This window comes from Ignavibacteriales bacterium (genome assembly GCA_016709765.1).
Classification (GTDB): domain Bacteria; phylum Bacteroidota; class Ignavibacteria; order Ignavibacteriales; family Ignavibacteriaceae; genus IGN3.
Genome location: JADJMD010000012.1, coordinates 130,395 through 149,261 on the forward strand (window position 1 = coordinate 130,395; position 18,867 = coordinate 149,261).

Genomic DNA, 18,867 nt, shown 5'->3' on the forward strand with positions numbered 1-18,867 from the left:
CACGATGAAAATTCTTTTATTCATGCTATGGATGGCATTTGCATTTCCAAACTTTGCTCAATCGAGTATTGAGCTAGTTTCTAACTTCAATCCATATCCCTCAATAGGTTACAATGATATTTGGGGATATGTTGATCCATTGGGAAATGAATATGCATTACTTCTTACACAACATGGAACTTCAATAGTTAGTCTGATAAATCCTTCAAACCCCGTGGAAGTCAAGTTTATTCCTGGTCCTCCTTCAATTTGGCGAGACGCAAAAGTACATGGAACTTATGCTTATGTTGTCACCGAAGCAACAAGTACGGGGAGAGGGTTGCAAATTATTGATCTTTCTCAATTACCAAATGATGCAACATTAGTAGCAACAAATGAAACATGGTTTACACGCGCCCATAATATTTTTATTGATAACGGTTATGCATTTGTTATCGGAACAAACGGAAGTGGTGGAATGCATATTTTAGATTTAAGCAATCCAACAAATCCAACCAGAACAGCATACTACGCGGGCAGCGGGTATATACATGATGTTTTTGTTTGGAATGATACTGTAGTCGCTTGTGCTGAAGATTCGTATGATCTTATTGATATAACAAATAAAAGTAATCCTGTCTTGATTTCAGTTAGTCAAAGTTTACCTGGTATATATGCACACAGTGGTTGGATGACCGAAGACAAAAGATATTTTATTGGTTGTGAAGAGTTTGATCAGAGAGATATTACAGTTTGGGATTTACAAGATAGATCTAGCTGGGATCTCGTGATTCCGAACTGGCAACTACCAAACCCAAATCCCGGCAGTGGTGATCCAGTGCATAATCTTTTTGTGAAGGGAAACTACGCTCACATATCATATTATAAACATGGTTATGCTGTGTTAGACATTTCCGATCCAACACAACCAATATTAGCAGCCAACTATGATACTTATCCTTCAAACACAGGAACTTATGAGGGAGCTTGGGGTTGTTATCCTTTTCTTCCTTCAGGTAATACAATAATATCAGATATAGAAACTGGGTTATACGTTCTACATTTTAATGCCATAGTTCCTGTTGAGCTTAGTTCATTTTCAAGTAATGTATTAGGAAATTCAGTTGTTCTTAATTGGGAAACGAAAACTGAAACGAATAACCAGGGGTTTGAGATTCAAAGAAAATCAGGCAATGATTTTTTTACGGTTGGTTTTGTTAACGGAGCTGGAACTACAACTGAACCCAAAGTTTACTCATTCACCAATGAAAATATAGTTGAGGGTACTTACGAGTACCGGTTAAAACAGTTAGATTTTGATGGAAGTTTTAGTTATTCCGAAGTGATTAAAGTTGAAGTATATTCAACTACCTCGTTTCAGATTCAACAAAACTATCCAAACCCGTTTAATCCTACTACCAAAATAAAATTTTCCATTCCTGAAAGTGGATTTGTAAACATCTCTGTTTATAATTCTCTTGGCGAAAAAGTAAGAGAACTTGTAAATGAAATAAAAAACTCTGGAGTTTTTGAAATAAATTTCAACGCTGGTAATCTTTCATCAGGGGCATACTTTGCTAGAATACAATCAGGAAATTATTCCAACATTATTAAAATGAATTTGATTAAATGAGAGTAAAATGAAGATAATAATTATTGTTGTATCCATTAGTTTAATATTTCTGACACTAATCGCATGTAAAGAAAACCCTAAAGATGCTGTCAGATATATTGATGAAAATAATAATGGATTTGAAAGTTACGCTGTCGCTGAAATTATTATTCATAAATGTGCTAGTTCAGGATGCCATATTGGTGCAACACCGGCAGGTAATATTTCGATGGAAACATTTTCAGCTTTAATGCAAGGAGCAAAATCAGGCAATAACGGTAGCTTTAATTTTGAAGGTGAGGTTGTCATTCCGTTTAACGCCGACAAAAGTCTTCTTTATCAAATAATAAAAAAAAATGTTACTCCCCTTTCTCCGCATGATGGAATAAATCTTACTTCTTCAGAAACAGAAATTGTTAAGAATTGGATAAATGATGGTGCTAAAGACAAAGGCGGAACAGTTTCATCAAGCAATGCCAGTTACCATGTTTATGTTTGCAATCAAGCAAGTGATCTGATATCAGTAATAGATGGTGATAAAAAAGTGGTGTCAAGATTAATTAATGTTAGTACCAATTCCACAATTGATGCACCGCATATGGTAAAGGAGTTTGGGGAATTTATCTATGCAACTGTTATTAGCTCAGGTAAGTTCTTTAAAATTAGAAAATCTGATAACCAAATTGTAGCTGAAATTTCCGGTCTAGAAAAACCAGGAATGATACAAATTGATTCTACCGGCACAAAAGCTTATGTATCACGATCATCTAGTTCCTCAAGTATCTACAATACGATATACGTAATTAATTTAAACACTATGAGTTTAACTAAAGAGATTTCATTACCTGTAACTGGTATACCGCATGCTCTGGCATTGAATCAAAGTAATTTAAAATTATACGTAGCAAATCTTACCAAGGATAGGATAAGCATTGTAGATGCGGTAAATGATGAGTTTCTTGATGATATAATACTGCCAACTGGTACTGAACCAATGCAGGCAGCTATTTCACCAGATGGTAATTATTTATATATCTCCGCAAGAGGAGTAAGTAAAATATTAATTATAGACACCAATGCAGACAGTATATTTGCAGAAGTTGTTGTGAACGAAATGCCAATGCATATTGTGGTTTCTAGCACTGGCAATAGAATATACGTTTCTACAATGATGAATTCTGGCAATGGAAGTGCTTTAAATGTGATAGAAAAATCAGGTACAAGTTGGAACAGAATTGCACAAATTTCCGATGTGCGTTTAAATATGCTGCATGGCTGTGATATTACGAAAGATGACAAATACATTTATGTTTCCGGTCGTAATCTTGATGGAATGCATCAACCAAAATTTAAAATTAATGGAGAAGGCAACAACGGGACTTTAGGAATAATTAATACTGAAACTTTATCGGTAGAAAAAGTTATAGATTTAGAAGAATTTTCTTCAGGACTGGTTGTAGAAAAAATAAATTAAATAAGATTTTTTTATTCTTTGTTATTAATAATAGATTTGAATGTAATAAATAAACTTTATTTGGTATGATATGAAAAAAGTAATTTACCCCGGTACATTCGATCCTGTAACATTTGGGCATATTGATATTGTAAAAAGAGCAGTTGATTTATTTGATGAAGTAGTAGTTACTGTAGCAATCAATCCTACAAAAAAGCCATTATTTACTACTGAAGAACGAGTTGAAATGCTCCGTGAATCATTAAAAGAATTTAATTCTAAAGTTGTAATAGATTCATTTGCTGGATTGCTTGTTGAGCATGCAAAACAAGTTGGTGCAACCGCAATTGTAAGGGGGTTAAGGCAAATAAGCGATTTTGAATTTGAATTTCAGATGGCGTTAATGAATAGAAAACTTAGCGGCGATATAACCACAATATTTTTAATGCCTCACGAAAGATATACTTACCTTAATTCAACTGTTATTAGAAATCTTGCATCTCTTCATGCAGATGTTAGCAGCTTTGTTCCACCAAATGTACATGATGCTTTGAAGAAAAAGTTTTTAGTATAACAGAGAAGAAAGTCACAAACAAATTCGTGACTTTTTTATTTCAAAAGAATCATCTTCTTAGTCTCAACATAATCCCCTGCTCTTAGTTGATAGTAATATATTCCGCTTGCCAAGTGAAATGCATTGAATTCAACATTAAAATTTCCAGCACTTTTTTCTTCGTTAACTAGTGTTGCAATTTCTTTACCTATGACATCGTAAACTTTTAAAGTGACAAATTGCCTACTGCTTATTGCATACTGGATACTGGTACTTGGATTAAACGGGTTTGGATAATTCTGACTCAGGCCGTATTCAGTTGGCATTACATCAATCGTCTTTTCTATATTTGTTACTCCACCATTTATGGTACGAACGATTCTACCTTGATCACCAACGACTGTCCCAGTAAGCGAATCTGTAAATGACACAGCAGATAAATTAAAAGGAACCACATTAGATTGCTGAGAAATCCAGGTTGCTCCACCATTTGTGGTTCTTAAGATTGTCCCAAAAGTACCAACAGCAGTTCCGTAATTTTCATTGGTAAAGCAGACACCGTACAACCAATTTGTTGTTCCACTTGTTTGCGAAGTCCAGGTAATACCACCATCTGTAGTTCTGTAGATTGTGCCTTCATAACCAACTGCTGTTCCATAATTGGAATCAGTAAAAGAAGCGCTTGCCAACCAGTTTGTTGCTCCACTATTTTGGGGAATCCAAGTAGCTCCACCGTTTGTGGTTCTGAGAACATCTAAACAGACAGCTGTCCCATTATTTGAATCGGTAAAGGATACACTTAATAAAGTATTTGTCGTACCACTAGATTGTGGAACCCAAGAAGCTCCTCCATTCGTTGTTCTGAGAATTATACCTTTCTCACCAACAACGGTTCCAATTCTTGAATCTGTGAAGGATACACCCCATAACCATTCCATTGTTCCACTTTGTTGTAGAATCCAACTCGCTCCACCATCTGTAGTTCTTAATATGGTCCCATTGTAACCAACAGCTGTTCCGTTATTTGAGTCAGTAAATGAAACACACGATAAAGAATTTGTTGTTCCACTTGATTGCAGCGTCCAGGTAGTACCTCCATCTGTAGTTCTGAGAATTGTACCGCCATCTCCGACAGCTGTTCCGCTATTTACATCAGTAAAAGAGACTCCGTATAAATCGAACTCTGTTCCACTTATTTGTTGAAACCACTGTGCATTTAGCTGAAATGAAATTATAGAAAAGAATACAAAAACTAAAACTAATTTTTTCATAAAAGCCCCTGAATGAAAAATTGAATAAAAACCTTCACCACAAACGAACAAAATAAATTAGTTAAAATCAAATAAACTTTGGCAATTTATTTTTTATTTTTTTTGAAAATGATTCAAATAACCTTGCCTTTCTTACACTGTGCAAATAATTTAGAAGGGTTAATTTTAATAAGTATTATTCACACAATCAGAGGTTCTAAATGAGTCTCAGTCTTATCGCAAAATCTATTAAAGCCTCGCCCACTTTAAAGCTAAATGAAAAGTTTGCAATCTTAAAAGAAAAAGGTGATCCCGTAATTCATCTTGGCGGCGGGGAACCAAAAACCAAAGTGCCAATGGATGCAATACTTGCAACTGTTGCACACGTAAACACCGGAGAAGTACGCTACGCACCTGCAGATGGTATTCCTGCGCTTAAGCAGGCCGTCATCAGGTACACAGATGAATTTTATGAAAGAAAAGTAAGACCTGAAAACGTTATTGCATCAGGCGGAGCTAAGCAGGCAATTATGGTTGCGCTTCAGGCAATATTAAATCCTCAGGAAGAAGTTCTCTTCCCTGCTCCGTATTGGGTTAGTTATCCTGATATGGCAAGAATGATTGGTGCAATTCCTGTTACTGCACTTCCGGAAGATGGTACATTTTATCCGAACATTAAAGATATTACAGACAGAGTTGGCTCTTATACAAAAGCGGTTATCATCAACAGTCCTAACAATCCTACCGGCGCAATGTACAGCGAGGATTTTATTGCTGAAGTTGTTGAGTTCTGCGAGAAGAAAGATATCTGGCTGATAATGGATGATATTTATCATCGCTTATTGTTTGATGGAAGAAAACCAATCAACTGTTTTAAGTATGCAAAAAAGAAAGATGAAAATTCTAAGATAATTGTAATAAACGGAGTTTCTAAACAGTATGCTATGACGGGATTTAGAATCGGCTGGGCTGTTGGAAATAAAAAAGTAATCGAGGCAATGAGCAACATACAGGGACATCAAACTTCCGGTCCATCTGTATTGTTACAAAAAGCTGCAGTTGCCGCAATAAACGGAATTCAATCCGGTGTAGAAAGTTTACGTGCAACTTTAGAAAACAACAGAAATGTTATGGTTGATTTGTTAAGATCGTTTGAAGGTGTTAAAGTTTCTAAACCTGATGGAACATTTTATTGTCTTGCGGATTTTTCTGCTTATATGAAAGACTCAAACAAACTCTCGGAATTTTTAATTGATAAAGTTCAGGTGCTAACAGTTCCAGGTAAAGAGTTTGGTTTGGATGGTCATTTGAGGTTAAGCTATTGCGGAGCTATAAAAGATGTTCAAGATGGAATTGAGAGAATGAAATGGGCTCTCGATCCTAACTCACCTAACGAACTATATATTGGCGACAGAAAATTAGTGAGGGATTGGTCATGAAATATTTAGAATTTAATACCCCCGCAACAAAGCAGGCAATGGAACTTGCCTCTGATTTCAGATTAAAGAATCAGGGTTTAACAGATCTTGATCGTGTATTCTGGAATTTACCTGACGAAGCTTTGTATGAGGAAGCAATTTTCAGAAATGAAGCAAAACTTTCTAAACAAGGTCCGCTTGTAGTAAATACAGGCAAACATACTGCACGAGCTGCGGCAGATAAATTTATAGTTCAGGAACAAAGCACAAATGATAAAATCTGGTGGGGTGCTTATAATCGTCCGTTCAGCTCAGAAAAATTTAATCAGTTGATGGGTAGAGTTCAGGCTTATTGTCAGGGTGAAGAATTATTTGTTCAAGACTGTTATGTTGGTGCCGATCCGGATTATAAAATGCCGATCAGAATAATAACTGAAAAAGCGTGGCACAGTTTATTTGCAAGAAATATGTTCATCACAACAGAAGACAGAGATGAACTTAAAAAGTTTATTCCTGATTTTACAGTTATTTGCTTACCGGGTTTTAAAACCGAGCCCGCCATTGATGGAACGAGAACTGAAACTGGAATTATATTAAACTTTGCACAACGCACGGCGATAATTGCAAACTCACTTTACGGCGGCGAGATTAAGAAATCTGTCTTTACACTTCTAAATTTCTTACTAACATTTGAAGATGTTTTACCTATGCACTGTTCAGCAAATGTTGGAGACAAAGGTGATGTTGCATTGTTTTTTGGATTAAGCGGAACTGGTAAAACAACACTTTCTGCGGATCCAAAAAGAAATCTTATAGGCGATGATGAACACGGATGGAGTAATGAAGGTGTGTTTAATTTTGAAGGCGGATGTTATGCAAAAGTAATTCGTCTTTCTGCAGAAGCTGAACCGGAGATTTATGAAACGACAAGAAGATTCGGAACGATATTAGAAAATGTTGTTTACGATCCTGTTAGCAGATACATCGATTTGGACGATGATCAGATCACAGAAAATACCCGCTGTTCTTATCCATTAAGTTTTATTCCAAATGTTGTTCCCGATGGATATGTAAGAACACATCCAAAAAATATAATCTTTTTGACATGCGATGCTTCAGGTGTAATGCCTCCAATTGCAAAATTAAATCCTGAACAAGCCCAATATCATTTTATAAGCGGTTACACTTCTAAAATTGCTGGAACTGAAATCGGACTTGGAATAGAACCACAGATAACTTTCTCTGCTTGTTTTGGAGCCCCGTTTATGGTTCGTCATCCTTATGAATATGCTGCAATGTTGAAAGAAAGAATGCTCAAGCATAAAGCAAATGTTTGGCTTGTTAACACAGGCTGGGTTGGCGGAAGATTTGGTGTGGGAAAACGAATTAGTATTCGTCATACTAGAAATCTTTTAAATGCTGCCCTGGAAGGTAAGTTAGATAAAGTAAAATATCGAAAAGATAAATTGTTTGGATTTGAAGTGCCACTAACTTGTCCAGAAGTTCCCGAAGATGTACTTGAGCCCTCAAACTCCTGGGGCAATAAAGATGAGTATTGGAAAAAGTATGATGCGCTTGCAGCACGTTTCGTTGAGAACTTTAAGCTGTTTGAAAAAGACACTTCAGATGAAGTACAATCGGCTGGCCCAAAGAGATTAGGAAAGTAAATTGTTAGAAAAGGCGGGTACGTACAACCCGCTTTTTTATATTAATTTTCAATTTATCTCCAATTGACAAATGATATTCATTTTATTAGGTTAAAAGCAGTTAATAAATTATTATTTATTATAACGTTCCTACAATTAAATAACCTCAAAATAATTCAGGAGTATAGTATGAAAAGATCTCTCCTTTCTTCCATTATTGTTCTTTCTCTCGTGGTACTTTCAGCAACAGAAATTTTTTCACAATGGGTACCACAGACCAGCGGTATAACAACCCGTTTAAGGTACATAAAGGCAGTTAATGACAATGTTCTTTGGGCTTGCGGAAACAGTGGTGTTGTTCTAAAAACCACAGATGGAGGTACAACGTGGGTACCAGTAACTTCACCTAACGCTGGTTCAACGATGTATACAATTGATGCCTTTGATGCCACAACAGCTTGGGTAACAGGAACAGTTGGCGGTTCAGCAGATGTTAGTATATGGAAAACAACAGATGGCGGAACTTCATGGGTTTCTCAATATAATAACCCGACAGGTTTTGGTGATGGTTTACGTATGTTTGATGCAAACAATGGAGTTTACTATGGTGATCCTGATCCAGTTACATCATCCAATTGGGAGATACTGACCACTACTAATGGCGGCACAAATTGGAACAGAGTACCTGCAGGAAACTATCCTCCTGCAGACAGCGTTGCTGGTGAAGTTGGAGTTGCTTGTAATTTATTTACTCTTGGAAATACTGTTTGGTTTTCATCTTATACCGCAGCTGGTACTACAGATTTTGTTTACAAATCAGATAATAATGGACTAAACTGGACACGTTCTTCATTTCCTGGTATACTTGGTGGTTCAAGCTTTATTTCCTTTAAAGATCCGTTAAATGGACTTATAGTATGTTTAGACAATACTATCGCCATGACAGATAATGGTGGATCAACCTGGACAACTTCTTCATTAGCTGGTGTAGGATTTAGATCTATTGTAAATGTGCCAACTTATAGTGCCTACGTTACAGTCGGCAGTTCTGGTGTCAGTAATTATACAAAAGATAACGGAGCAACCTGGATACCATTAACGACAGGAACAACACAAACTTTGTACTGGGTGGCTACAACAGGAAATTATTGCTGGGCTGTCGGTAATGCTGGTACTATATTAAAATTAGACGGAGTTGTACTTCCAGTTGAATTAACTTCATTTACTGCTGTATCTCAAAACCAACAGGTTACACTTAATTGGTCAACAGCAACAGAAATAAACAATAATGGATTTGAAATTCAAAGAAGTTCTGCTAATTCTGAATTTGTAACTGTTGGATTTGTTAAAGGTGCTGGAACTACAACAGAACAAAAAGAATATTCATTTACTGATAAGAATCTACAAAATGGAATATATTCATACCGCTTAAAACAAATTGATTATAATGGAGCTTATGAATATTCTGAAGCAATTGAGGTTGATGTAAGAAGTCTTGACACATATACACTCGAACAAAATTATCCTAATCCATTTAACCCAACAACTAAAATTGGTTATGTGCTAAGTGCAAAAACAAATGTTAAAGTTGTTGTTATGAATGCTATTGGTGAGCAAATTGCAGTTCTTGTTAATCAGACTCAAGAACAAGGTTATCATCAATTAACTTTTAATGCAACTAATTTACCTAGTGGTATTTATTTCTATTCATTGCAGACAGAAAACTTTTCTGAAACTAAGAAGATGTTACTTATGAAATAGTTCTGGTGCTAGTAGTTTGTTTTTAAAAACCGCAGTTTTCACTGCGGTTTTTTATATTGAGTAATATTTCTATATTAGACCAGCACATCTAAATATGCTAACTATTTCAATCAACATAAAAGGAACTAAAAAATGAGCATGATGAAGGAATTTAAAGAATTTGCAATGAAGGGTAATGTTATGGATATGGCAGTCGGTATAATTATCGGCGGTGCATTCGGTAAAATTATCTCATCATTTGTAAGTGATGTTTTAATGCCGCCAATTGGCTTACTTCTTGGTGGAATGGATTTCTCTAAATTAGCATTAACGCTAAAAGAGGGCTCAGAAGGAGTGGCGCCAGTAACTTTAAATTATGGTATGTTTATCAATGCTACCGTCGATTTTTTAATAATTGCTTTCGCAATTTTTATGGTTATAAAAGCAATGAATTCAATGAAAAAGAAAGAAGAGGCGGCTCCAGCTCCACCACCTGCACCCACCAAGGAAGAAGTTTTGCTTGGCGAGATTAGAGACTTATTAAAGAAATAAATAATTAAATACTTTTAATTCAAAAAGCCATTCTAATAGAATGGCTTTTTAGTTACCGACTAATATTAATATTATTTATCAAAAAATCATTTTATTATTTCATTAAATTATCTTTAAAAAACTTCAAAGTGAGCTCTTTTGCATCCTTAGTTGCTTTCTCATCAAATTTTGCATTGCTTGGATTTGCAAAAGCATGATCGGCATCATAACTTTTTATAGTTACATTTTTTCCCGCTGCTTTTAGATTTTTCTCAAGATTTCCATATACTTCAGGATTTACCCAACCATCTTTTTCAGCAAAGATTCCAAGAACAGGAGCATTTAATTCCTTAAATGTTTCCGGGGTGTTTTCGATTATTCCATAATACATCACACAGGCTCTACCTTGTTTACCAAGCATAATACTTGCTTGTAAAGACCAACCACCGCCAAAACACCAGCCAATTGTTCCAACTTTTGCTTCTTTACCTACATAATCAATCGCACCTTTAATAATATTAAATGCTCTCTCATCTTTTACTGATTGCATATATTTTGCGGCGTCTTCTCGATTATCAGCAACATTTCCATCGTATAAATCAATAGCCAAAATGTTCACATCAACAAGCTTTTTTTTAAGTTCATCAGATTCTTTTCTGATGTAGTCATTTAAACCCCACCACTCGTGAAAAACAAAAATAAACTTGTTTGATGGTTTTTCTGATATTACAAAATAACCGTTTGCTGATTTGCCATCCTTTGTTTTGAAAGTAATCATTTGACCTAATGCATCTTTTAAAGTAAATGCGGCAGGAATTTGATGAATATCTCTAAATTCCTTTTCTTCCGAAAAAGATGTGAATGAAACTGATTCCTCTGTCGAACAACAGGATTTATTCTGTGCAACAGATATAAGCTGAATTCCAAAAACAAAAACCACCGCTAAAAGTGTTTTAATCATTATTACTCCTCTTTAATATTGAATGAATATCTATAAAACTCAAAAAGAAGATAGTAAGTTCCATAGTAAAGTTCATTGTAAAAAAAACATTTTGGGTTTAGATTAAGAAGGTTCATTAAATAAATTTATAAATGATATGATAAAAGCTTTTCTTTCCCTGTTTCTTGGATTTGCTCTTATAATCTCCTGCGCAAGCAAAGATGAAAAACTTCAAAATTATAAAGTCTATGTCCAAAAAATCTCCAGCGAAATAAAATTTGAAGATGGATTTAATACAATCAAGGTAGTTGGAGAAAGAAGATCCATATTTCGTTCATATTTTTTAAATGATGAGCTTGTTTTTATCAATGAAGAGGAGAGTATAGGAAGTAGAGGCAATTCCGCGAATCAATATTACTTTAAAGACAATCAATTAATAAGATATAACCAGAAAATGCTTTTAATGAGAGATGATTCTCTTAATATCAAGACTAAAACTATGATAGTCCTTGGGATGTTTTTGGATGACAAAACTGTTCTTGAAACTGAATATTGGATCGGCGATGTTCAATCCGTGATAGTTGAAAATGATGTTGAAAATATTATCTTTCATGCTGAGCTGTTGAAAGAATTAGCGACGAAAAATAGGCCAAGAAAAAAATAGGATTTCAGTAAGATTCAAAATAATTTTTATTTCCAAATCAGCATACTATATTTGCCCAAGTCTGATTTACTAACATTTCCCCAAACATAATAATACAGGAGTAATATTTTGGTAGCTGATAGAGTAAAAGAAATAGGTGCATCACCTACAATGATGGTTGCCGCCGAAGCGAAAAAATTAAAATCTGAAGGCGTTGATGTAATTGACTTGAGTATGGGCGAACCTGATTTTCACACTCCAAATAGTATTAAAACTGCTGGTATAAATGCGATTGAAGAAAACCGAACACGATACACACTTAATCAAGGGACTAATGAACTACGCACCGCTATTTCTGCAAAGTTAAAACGTGATAATAATCTTGATTACAAATTAAATGAAATAATAGTTTCCAATGGTGCTAAGCAAAGCGTCTATAACAGCATTCTTGCAACTGTAAATCCTGGCGATGAAGTAATTATTCCTGCGCCATATTGGGTATCATATCCTGCAATGGTTTCGCTTGCGGGTGGTAGAAATATTATAATTCAAACCGATGAAAAAACAGGATTTAAAGTTACTCCTAAGCAATTACTTTCTGCGATTACTCCCAAAACTAAAATGCTGATTCTTTGTAATCCATCAAATCCAACAGGCTCTGCATATACGAAAGATGAATTGACTGCGTTGGCAGAAATTGTTTTAAAAAATAGTTTTTATGTTCTATCAGATGAGATATATGAAAAATTAGTATATGATAATTTTGAATTCATAAGTTTTGCCTCACTTGACCCTGAAATGAAAAAGAAAACCATACTTGTTAACGGAATATCAAAAACTTATGCAATGACAGGCTGGAGAATTGGTTATACAGCGGCAGAAGAAAATATTGTGAGCGCCATCAATAAGATTCAAAGTCACACAACCTCACATGCATCTTCTATATCACAACATGCTGCAATAGAAGCCGTCGCGGGTCCACAATATGTTATAAGTGAAATGCTTGAAGAATTTAGAAATCGACGCGAATATTTTTACCATGAATTAACTTCAATAAAAGGTATAACTTGCCACAAACCTGAAGGAGCGTTTTATCTTTTTCCCAATATCTCACATTATCTTAACAAAAAATCTGATGTGCTAAAGGTGGAAAACTCTTTTGATTTTGCGATGCACTTGCTTTATGAAGCCCACATCGCTGCGGTTCCTGGCAGTGCATTTGGAAGTGAAGGATATCTGAGAATGTCGTATGCAACTTCTATGGATCATTTACATGAAGCAATATTTAGACTAAAGAAGGCATTAAACAAAATACATTAAATTATTTAGCTACGTATAGCAGAAGAGATTTATAAACTTTCTCAGTGGGAAATTCATTCCCTGTCCAAAGAGTGAAGGATTTTGCAGCCTGTTGAACAAGCATACTTAATCCATTTATTGTGATTGCATTTTTGGAATCAGCCAATTGTAAAAACTTTGTTTTAACAGGATTATAAATCAAATCAAAAACAATTTGATCCTTTACAAAAACATCTGCTGTACTTAATACACTATCATCAGCAGTTGGATACATACCTACTGGAGTTGAATTAACTATTAATGAACAATTGTTTAGAATATTAATTAAATCTGGCTGCTGCAGTTCTTTCGGGACGATACTATCAAATTTCATTTTAGATTTAAAATGCTGTTTAAGTTCCTCTGCATGCTGCTCAGTGCGGTTAACCAAATAAATTTTCTGTGGTTTAAAATTTCTGATAAGTGTATAAATCACCGCTCTTGCTGAGCCACCAGCACCAATTATACAAACTTCATTTCCACTTATTTGGGATTTATAAGGTAAAAGTGATTCCTGAATTCCACTTACATCAGTATTATACCCAATTAGTTTGCCTATTTCATTTACAACAGTATTAACAGATCCAATTACAGCGGCTTCTTCAGAAAGTTTATTAATATACTCTACAACTTTAACTTTATGCGGAACAGTCACGTTAAATCCTTTAAGCCCTAGAGCCACGGCACCTTTAACAGCATTTTTTAAACTACTTGAGTGAACTTCAAACGGAAGATAAAGAATTTTAGTTCCAGTCAATTCAGCAGCAACATTAAAAATAAATGGTGAAAAACTTTGTTTGATAGGGTAACCTATCAAACCTATTAATTCAGTATTTGAATAAAATGAATTTTGCATAAAGTATAAATAATAAATATTTAATTTTAAACTTCGCCTATAAGTCTCTTAAATAACTTTGATGATTTTATGTCAGGATAATCTTTTTCAAATTCTATCCTTATGGTTGGATCGAATTGAAACGCTGATTTAAGACATTCAATAGCTTCCTGAGTTCTGCTTAATATAAAATTTGCTTTTGCTTTACCGTAAAAAGAGGCAGCATCTTTTGGATTTATCCTTATACATTCATCAAAAGCTTTTAGCGAATCTAGCCATTCACCAATTTCATAATAAGTTTCCGCAAGATTAAACCACACCTCAGAATTATCCGGTTCTATTCTTGCAGCTTCTGTATAGCTCACTATGCTATCCTGAATCTGTCCAAGCGAATATTCAAGATCAGCTTTAGCATACCAAGCTTCTGCACTGTCTTGAGAAAGAGAAATTGATTTATTAAAATCTTTTAAAGCCAACTGAAATTTGCCCATCGAATCATAACAGAATCCCCGCGATAGATAAGCATCATAGTATTCGTCATTTAATTTGATTGACTCTGTATAATATTTTATAGCCGTGGATAAATCATCAAGCTCTTCATAAATATTAGCAATATTGTAAACAGCAGTTTCATCCTGCTTATCAATTTCATATGCTTTTTTAAAACAAGTTATAGCTTCGTGTAAACGACCGAGATCTGCAAGCGCATTTCCTTTGTTAAACCATGCACTCGAAAAATTTTCACGAATTGATATAGCAAGTTCATAACTGTTTATACCTTGTTCAAGTTTCTCCATTTTAACTAAAACAATTCCACGATTATACCAGCCATTTGGATTATATGGATCGAGTTCTAAAAATTTATCGTATGATTCCAATGCTTTATCAAGTTGTGCTGAGTTTTCGTAGCAAAATCCAAGTTCATAATAAACTTCAGAATATTCAGGATCACGGGCAACAACTTTATTAAAATATTCTATTGCTGTTTTAAGATGTGCTCTTCGTTGGAATAGTAGTCCAAGACTAAATAGTGCATCATCATTTTCAGGATCAAGCGTTAAAACTTTTTCAAGTGATTCCTGAGACTGATCGTATAATCCTAAATTTTCTTCTGTAGCTGATTTATCAATTAAAGTTTCGATATCGTTTGGATTGAGAGATAATGATTTATCGTAAGCAAGTAAAGCTTCACTAAAACGGAATAATCCATTTAAGACTATGCCCTTCTTTAGCCAGTATTCTGAGTTATATGGAAATATTTCTAAAAACTTATCCAATAAAAATAAAGCATCTTCATACCGATCAATATCCATAGCTACTTGTATCAGTTCTTCTATTCTTTCAACTGAATCAAATACATAACCGCTTTCAAGAATCTTTTTGCAAGAAGCTAACTCTTCATCAAAGTTTTCTTCGGGCAGATCGAATTCCTCTTCGTTAGAAAATTCGGAATCGAAAAAGGACATTAAGTTCTCCTAACTGAAAATAATTTCAGGAAAAATCTATAACTAATAAAAAAGAAAATCAAGGCGAGTATAATTTGTTAGTTAGTTAAATTTTTTGTAATGATAATTATAAGTGTCACACAACGATGCCGAAACATCCAAGTGTGACTCTAAAAAATATTAATTAACTTTTAAAACAGCCGTAACCTTTTCTGCTGCATCCTGTAAACTCTTTGCAACTTCAAAGTGAAGATCCGATTTATCAAGCAGATCAGCAGCCTCTGTTGCATTAGTTCCTTCAAGTCTTACAACAATCGGAACATGAACATCCATTTCTGTTGCAGCATCTATAACTCCCTGAGCAACTCTATCACATCTTACGATACCGCCAAATATATTAATCAGAATTGCCTTTACATTTGGATCAGACAAAATAATCTTAAATCCGTTTGCAACAGTTTCTTTATTAGCTCCACCACCAACATCTAAAAAGTTTGCGGGTTCACCACCTGCAAGTTTGATAATATCCATAGTTCCCATTGCTAGTCCCGCACCGTTAACCATACAACCAACGTTTCCATCCAGCTTTATATAGTTCAGATTGAATTTTGAAGCTTCAATTTCCAATGGATCTTCTTCATCTAAATCTCTGTATTCAAGAATTTCTGGATGACGATATAGAGCATTATCATCAAAATTCATTTTTGCATCTAATGCAACAACTTTATCATCATTTGTAATAACTAACGGATTTATTTCTAACATAGAGGCATCAGTTGATTCATATGCTTTGTAAAGTGCTTTTATAAAAGGGATAAAACTCTTGAAAGCATTGCCTTCAAGGCCGAGTGCAAAAGCTAATTTACGTGCTTGATAAGCCTGTAACCCAATACCAGGTTCGATCCATTCTTTGATAATTTTTTCCGGAGTTTCTTCAGCAACTTTTTCAATTTCAACTCCGCCTTCTGTAGAAACCATAATTACATTTTTAGAAACAGCACGATCTAATAAAATTCCGAGATACAGTTCTGTTTTATAATCTAATCCTTCAGTTATAAAAAGTGTTTTAACTACTTTTCCTTCTGCTCCGGATTGATGAGTAACTAAAACATTACCAAGAATTTTTTCAGCGTACTCAGCAGCTTTTTCAGGTGAAGTAGTAAATTTAACTCCTCCTTCAAGAACAACTAAATCTCTGTTTATCACATCATAAACAGTTCCTTTCCCTCTTCCACCGGCGTGTATTTGTGATTTTACCACAAACTGATTTATACCACGCTGCTGTAATTTTGCAATAGCATCATCAAACTCTAACATGCTTTTTATTGCAATACCATCTTGAACAGGAACACCAAATTTCTTTAATGTTTCCTTTGCTTGATACTCGTGTATTTTCATTTATTTTCCTTGAATTATTTTTAATAAACTCTTTTGCTGTCATTTCGAAGGAGTCATCGAATGAGAAATCTGTTTTAGTAATAACGATTAAGATTTCTCTCCCGATTAAAACCGGGATCGAAATGACTAAAATATTTTTATTTGCCTTCTTCACTCATAAACGGGTAACGCCAATCTTTCGGAGGATCGAAAGTTTCTTTTATCGTTCTTGCTGTCATCCATCTCATCAAATTCATTGCACTACCTGCTTTATCATTTGTACCGGAAGCTCTACCGCCACCAAACGGCTGTTGCCCAACTACTGCACCTGTTGGTTTATCATTTATATAGAAGTTACCTGCTGCGTTTCGAAGTCTATTAGATAACTTAACAATTACATTTCTATCCTGTGCAAAGATAGCGCCTGTTAATGCGTAAGGAGAAGTTTCATCACACAGGGTTAATGTTTCATCCAGCTTGTTATCATCATAAACATATATTGTCATAACCGGTCCAAAAATTTCTTCTTCCATCGATTTGAATTTTGGATTTGTTGTTACAATAGTTGTTGGTTCGATAAAATAACCTTTTGAATCATCAAAATTTCCGCCTGTTATTATCTCGGCTTCATTAGATTCTTTTGCAAACTTAATATATTCAGTTATTGATTTAAATGCACCCTTATCAATTACAGCGCCCATAAAATTTGTAAAATCTTCTATATCTCCCATTTTAATCTTACCAACTTCCGCAACATATTTTTCTTTAAACTCTTTCCATAAAGATTTTGGAATGTACATTCTTGATGCAGCAGAACATTTTTGTCCCTGATACTCAAAAGCACCGCGCAATGCTGCAACAACAAGTGCATCAACATCGGCAGTATTATGAACAAATATAAAATCTTTACCGCCAGTTTCACCAACAATGCGTGGATAGTATTTCATATTCTTAAGATTTTCTGAAATCGTTTTCCACATATTCTGAAATACTTCTGTTGATCCTGTAAAATGTACCCCAGCAAGATTTGGATTTGTAAATGCAGGTGTTCCAACCTGTCCGCCTGAACCGGGAACAAAATTAATTACTCCTTTTGGCAAACCTGCTTCTTCAAATAATTTCATCAACCAGTAAGCAGAGTAAACAGCGCTTGATGCCGGTTTCCATAAACTTACATTACCAACAATCGCAGGTGCTGTCGGTAAGTTTCCAGCAATAGAAGTAAAGTTAAAAGGTGTTACAGAAAAAATAAATCCTTCAAGTGGTCTGTATTCCAAACGATTCCACATTCCACCACCAGAGTATGGTTGATCTTGCATAAGCTGAGCCATGTAGTAACTATTAAATCGGTAGAAATCAATAAGCTCAGCAGCAGAATCAATTTCGGCCTGGTAAGCGGTTTTAGATTGTCCAAGCATAGTAGCAGCATTTATTGTCGCTCGCCAAGGTCCAGCTAATAAATCAGCAATCTTTAAGAAAACAGAAGCTCTATGTTCCCACGGCATTTCCGCCCATTCTTTTCTAGCTTCAAGAGCGGCTTCAACAGCCATATCTACTTCTTTTTTACCAGCTTTGTGATAAATTCCAAGAACGTGGCTATGGTTATGTGGCATTACCATTTTTTCAGTGTTGCCGGTTCTAACTTCTTCTCCACCAATAATAAGTGGAACTTCTATTTGTTTTGATTTTAATTCAGCTAATTTTTTCTTTAATTCTTCTCTTTCTGGGCTGCCCGGTTTGTATGATTTTACGGGTTCATTTACTGGTTGTGGAACTTTGAAATATGCGTTTGACATTTGACATCCTAAAAATTAAAAATTGTAGTTGAAAAATTAAGGTTTTTGGGCGGGATTATCAATTTGGGTTGAATGCAAAATAGGATGTAAAAAAGGGATATTTATGGCAAGTCACGGACCATTCTGTGACTTTGCTAACTATTTGTAACGGTGCGACCTGATAACCTTTAAATATTATTTCTGATTTCAGAAATGTTCCCCTTTAATAAAGGGGGAAGCGGCGAAGCCGAGGGGGATTCAACTTACTGAGTACTCAAATCTTATTTTTAGTACAAACAAATCCCTCTGTCGCTATCGCGAAATCTCCCTTT

Annotated in this window: 15 protein-coding genes; 9 read left to right on the top strand and 6 right to left on the bottom strand. The window is 34.9% G+C overall.

Annotated elements, in window-relative coordinates; all coding sequences use genetic code 11:
- Positions 1-4 precede the first annotated feature (4 nt).
- The 3 genes from IPJ23_06580 to coaD all read left to right on the top strand — a co-directional run bounded on the left by IPJ23_06580 (position 5) and on the right by coaD (position 3,618).
- Entirely contained in the window at positions 5-1,612 is a 1,608-nt protein-coding gene (locus IPJ23_06580) for a choice-of-anchor B family protein (GenBank protein ID MBK7630347.1), read from the top strand.
- Positions 1,613-1,619: 7 nt separating this feature from the next.
- Positions 1,620-3,065, top strand: coding sequence for a YncE family protein (locus tag IPJ23_06585; GenBank protein ID MBK7630348.1), 1,446 nt, complete (start codon positions 1,620-1,622; stop codon positions 3,063-3,065).
- Positions 3,066-3,135: 70 nt separating this feature from the next.
- Positions 3,136-3,618 (top strand): pantetheine-phosphate adenylyltransferase, encoded by a 483-nt coding sequence (gene coaD, locus IPJ23_06590; GenBank protein MBK7630349.1) that lies wholly within the window; start codon positions 3,136-3,138, stop codon positions 3,616-3,618.
- 35 nt (positions 3,619-3,653) lie between these two features.
- Here the strand turns inward: coaD and IPJ23_06595 are convergent, their stop codons facing one another.
- Positions 3,654-4,868, bottom strand: coding sequence for a T9SS type A sorting domain-containing protein (locus tag IPJ23_06595; protein MBK7630350.1), 1,215 nt, complete (start codon positions 4,866-4,868; stop codon positions 3,654-3,656).
- Positions 4,869-5,068: 200 nt separating this feature from the next.
- Between IPJ23_06595 and IPJ23_06600 the strand changes: the two genes are divergently transcribed.
- The 4 genes from IPJ23_06600 (at position 5,069) to mscL (ending at position 10,203) form a co-directional block, all read left to right on the top strand.
- Entirely contained in the window at positions 5,069-6,286 is a 1,218-nt protein-coding gene (locus IPJ23_06600) for an aminotransferase class I/II-fold pyridoxal phosphate-dependent enzyme (GenBank protein MBK7630351.1), read from the top strand.
- Positions 6,283-7,932, top strand: a complete 1,650-nt coding sequence (gene pckA / locus IPJ23_06605; GenBank protein ID MBK7630352.1) for a phosphoenolpyruvate carboxykinase (ATP) — start codon at positions 6,283-6,285, stop codon at positions 7,930-7,932. The genes IPJ23_06600 and pckA overlap by 4 nt, the downstream gene beginning before the upstream one ends.
- 168 nt (positions 7,933-8,100) lie before the next feature.
- The gene (locus tag IPJ23_06610) at positions 8,101-9,672 is read left to right on the top strand and encodes a T9SS type A sorting domain-containing protein (protein ID MBK7630353.1); all 1,572 of its coding nucleotides are present in this window, start codon (positions 8,101-8,103) and stop codon (positions 9,670-9,672) included.
- A 138-nt stretch (positions 9,673-9,810) separates the two neighbouring features.
- Positions 9,811-10,203: a large-conductance mechanosensitive channel protein MscL gene (mscL, locus tag IPJ23_06615; GenBank protein ID MBK7630354.1), complete on the top strand. Its 393-nt coding sequence runs from the start codon at positions 9,811-9,813 to the stop codon at positions 10,201-10,203.
- 94 nt (positions 10,204-10,297) lie between these two features.
- Here the strand turns inward: mscL and IPJ23_06620 are convergent, their stop codons facing one another.
- A complete protein-coding gene (locus IPJ23_06620; GenBank protein ID MBK7630355.1) occupies positions 10,298-11,143 on the bottom strand; it encodes a dienelactone hydrolase family protein in 846 nt (281 codons plus the stop codon).
- 136 nt (positions 11,144-11,279) lie between these two features.
- Between IPJ23_06620 and IPJ23_06625 the strand changes: the two genes are divergently transcribed.
- Together IPJ23_06625 and IPJ23_06630 are read left to right on the top strand one after the other, a co-directional pair.
- Positions 11,280-11,786 (top strand): hypothetical protein, encoded by a 507-nt coding sequence (locus tag IPJ23_06625; GenBank protein MBK7630356.1) that lies wholly within the window; start codon positions 11,280-11,282, stop codon positions 11,784-11,786.
- A gap of 108 nt (positions 11,787-11,894) precedes the next feature.
- A complete protein-coding gene (locus IPJ23_06630) occupies positions 11,895-13,085 on the top strand; it encodes a pyridoxal phosphate-dependent aminotransferase (GenBank protein ID MBK7630357.1) in 1,191 nt (396 codons plus the stop codon).
- A gap of 1 nt (position 13,086) precedes the next feature.
- Here IPJ23_06630 and aroE read toward each other — a convergent pair whose 3' ends face one another.
- From aroE to pruA, 4 genes are all read right to left on the bottom strand, one after another.
- On the bottom strand, positions 13,087-13,959 hold the full coding sequence (gene aroE, locus IPJ23_06635; protein MBK7630358.1) for a shikimate dehydrogenase: 873 nt from the start codon (positions 13,957-13,959) through the stop codon (positions 13,087-13,089).
- A gap of 26 nt (positions 13,960-13,985) precedes the next feature.
- A complete protein-coding gene (locus IPJ23_06640; GenBank protein ID MBK7630359.1) occupies positions 13,986-15,404 on the bottom strand; it encodes a tetratricopeptide repeat protein in 1,419 nt (472 codons plus the stop codon).
- A 159-nt stretch (positions 15,405-15,563) separates the two neighbouring features.
- Positions 15,564-16,781, bottom strand: a complete 1,218-nt coding sequence (gene sucC / locus IPJ23_06645) for an ADP-forming succinate--CoA ligase subunit beta (GenBank protein MBK7630360.1) — start codon at positions 16,779-16,781, stop codon at positions 15,564-15,566.
- Positions 16,782-16,918: 137 nt separating this feature from the next.
- The gene (gene pruA / locus IPJ23_06650; protein MBK7630361.1) at positions 16,919-18,556 is read right to left on the bottom strand and encodes an L-glutamate gamma-semialdehyde dehydrogenase; all 1,638 of its coding nucleotides are present in this window, start codon (positions 18,554-18,556) and stop codon (positions 16,919-16,921) included.
- Between the last annotated feature and the right edge of the window lie 311 nt (positions 18,557-18,867).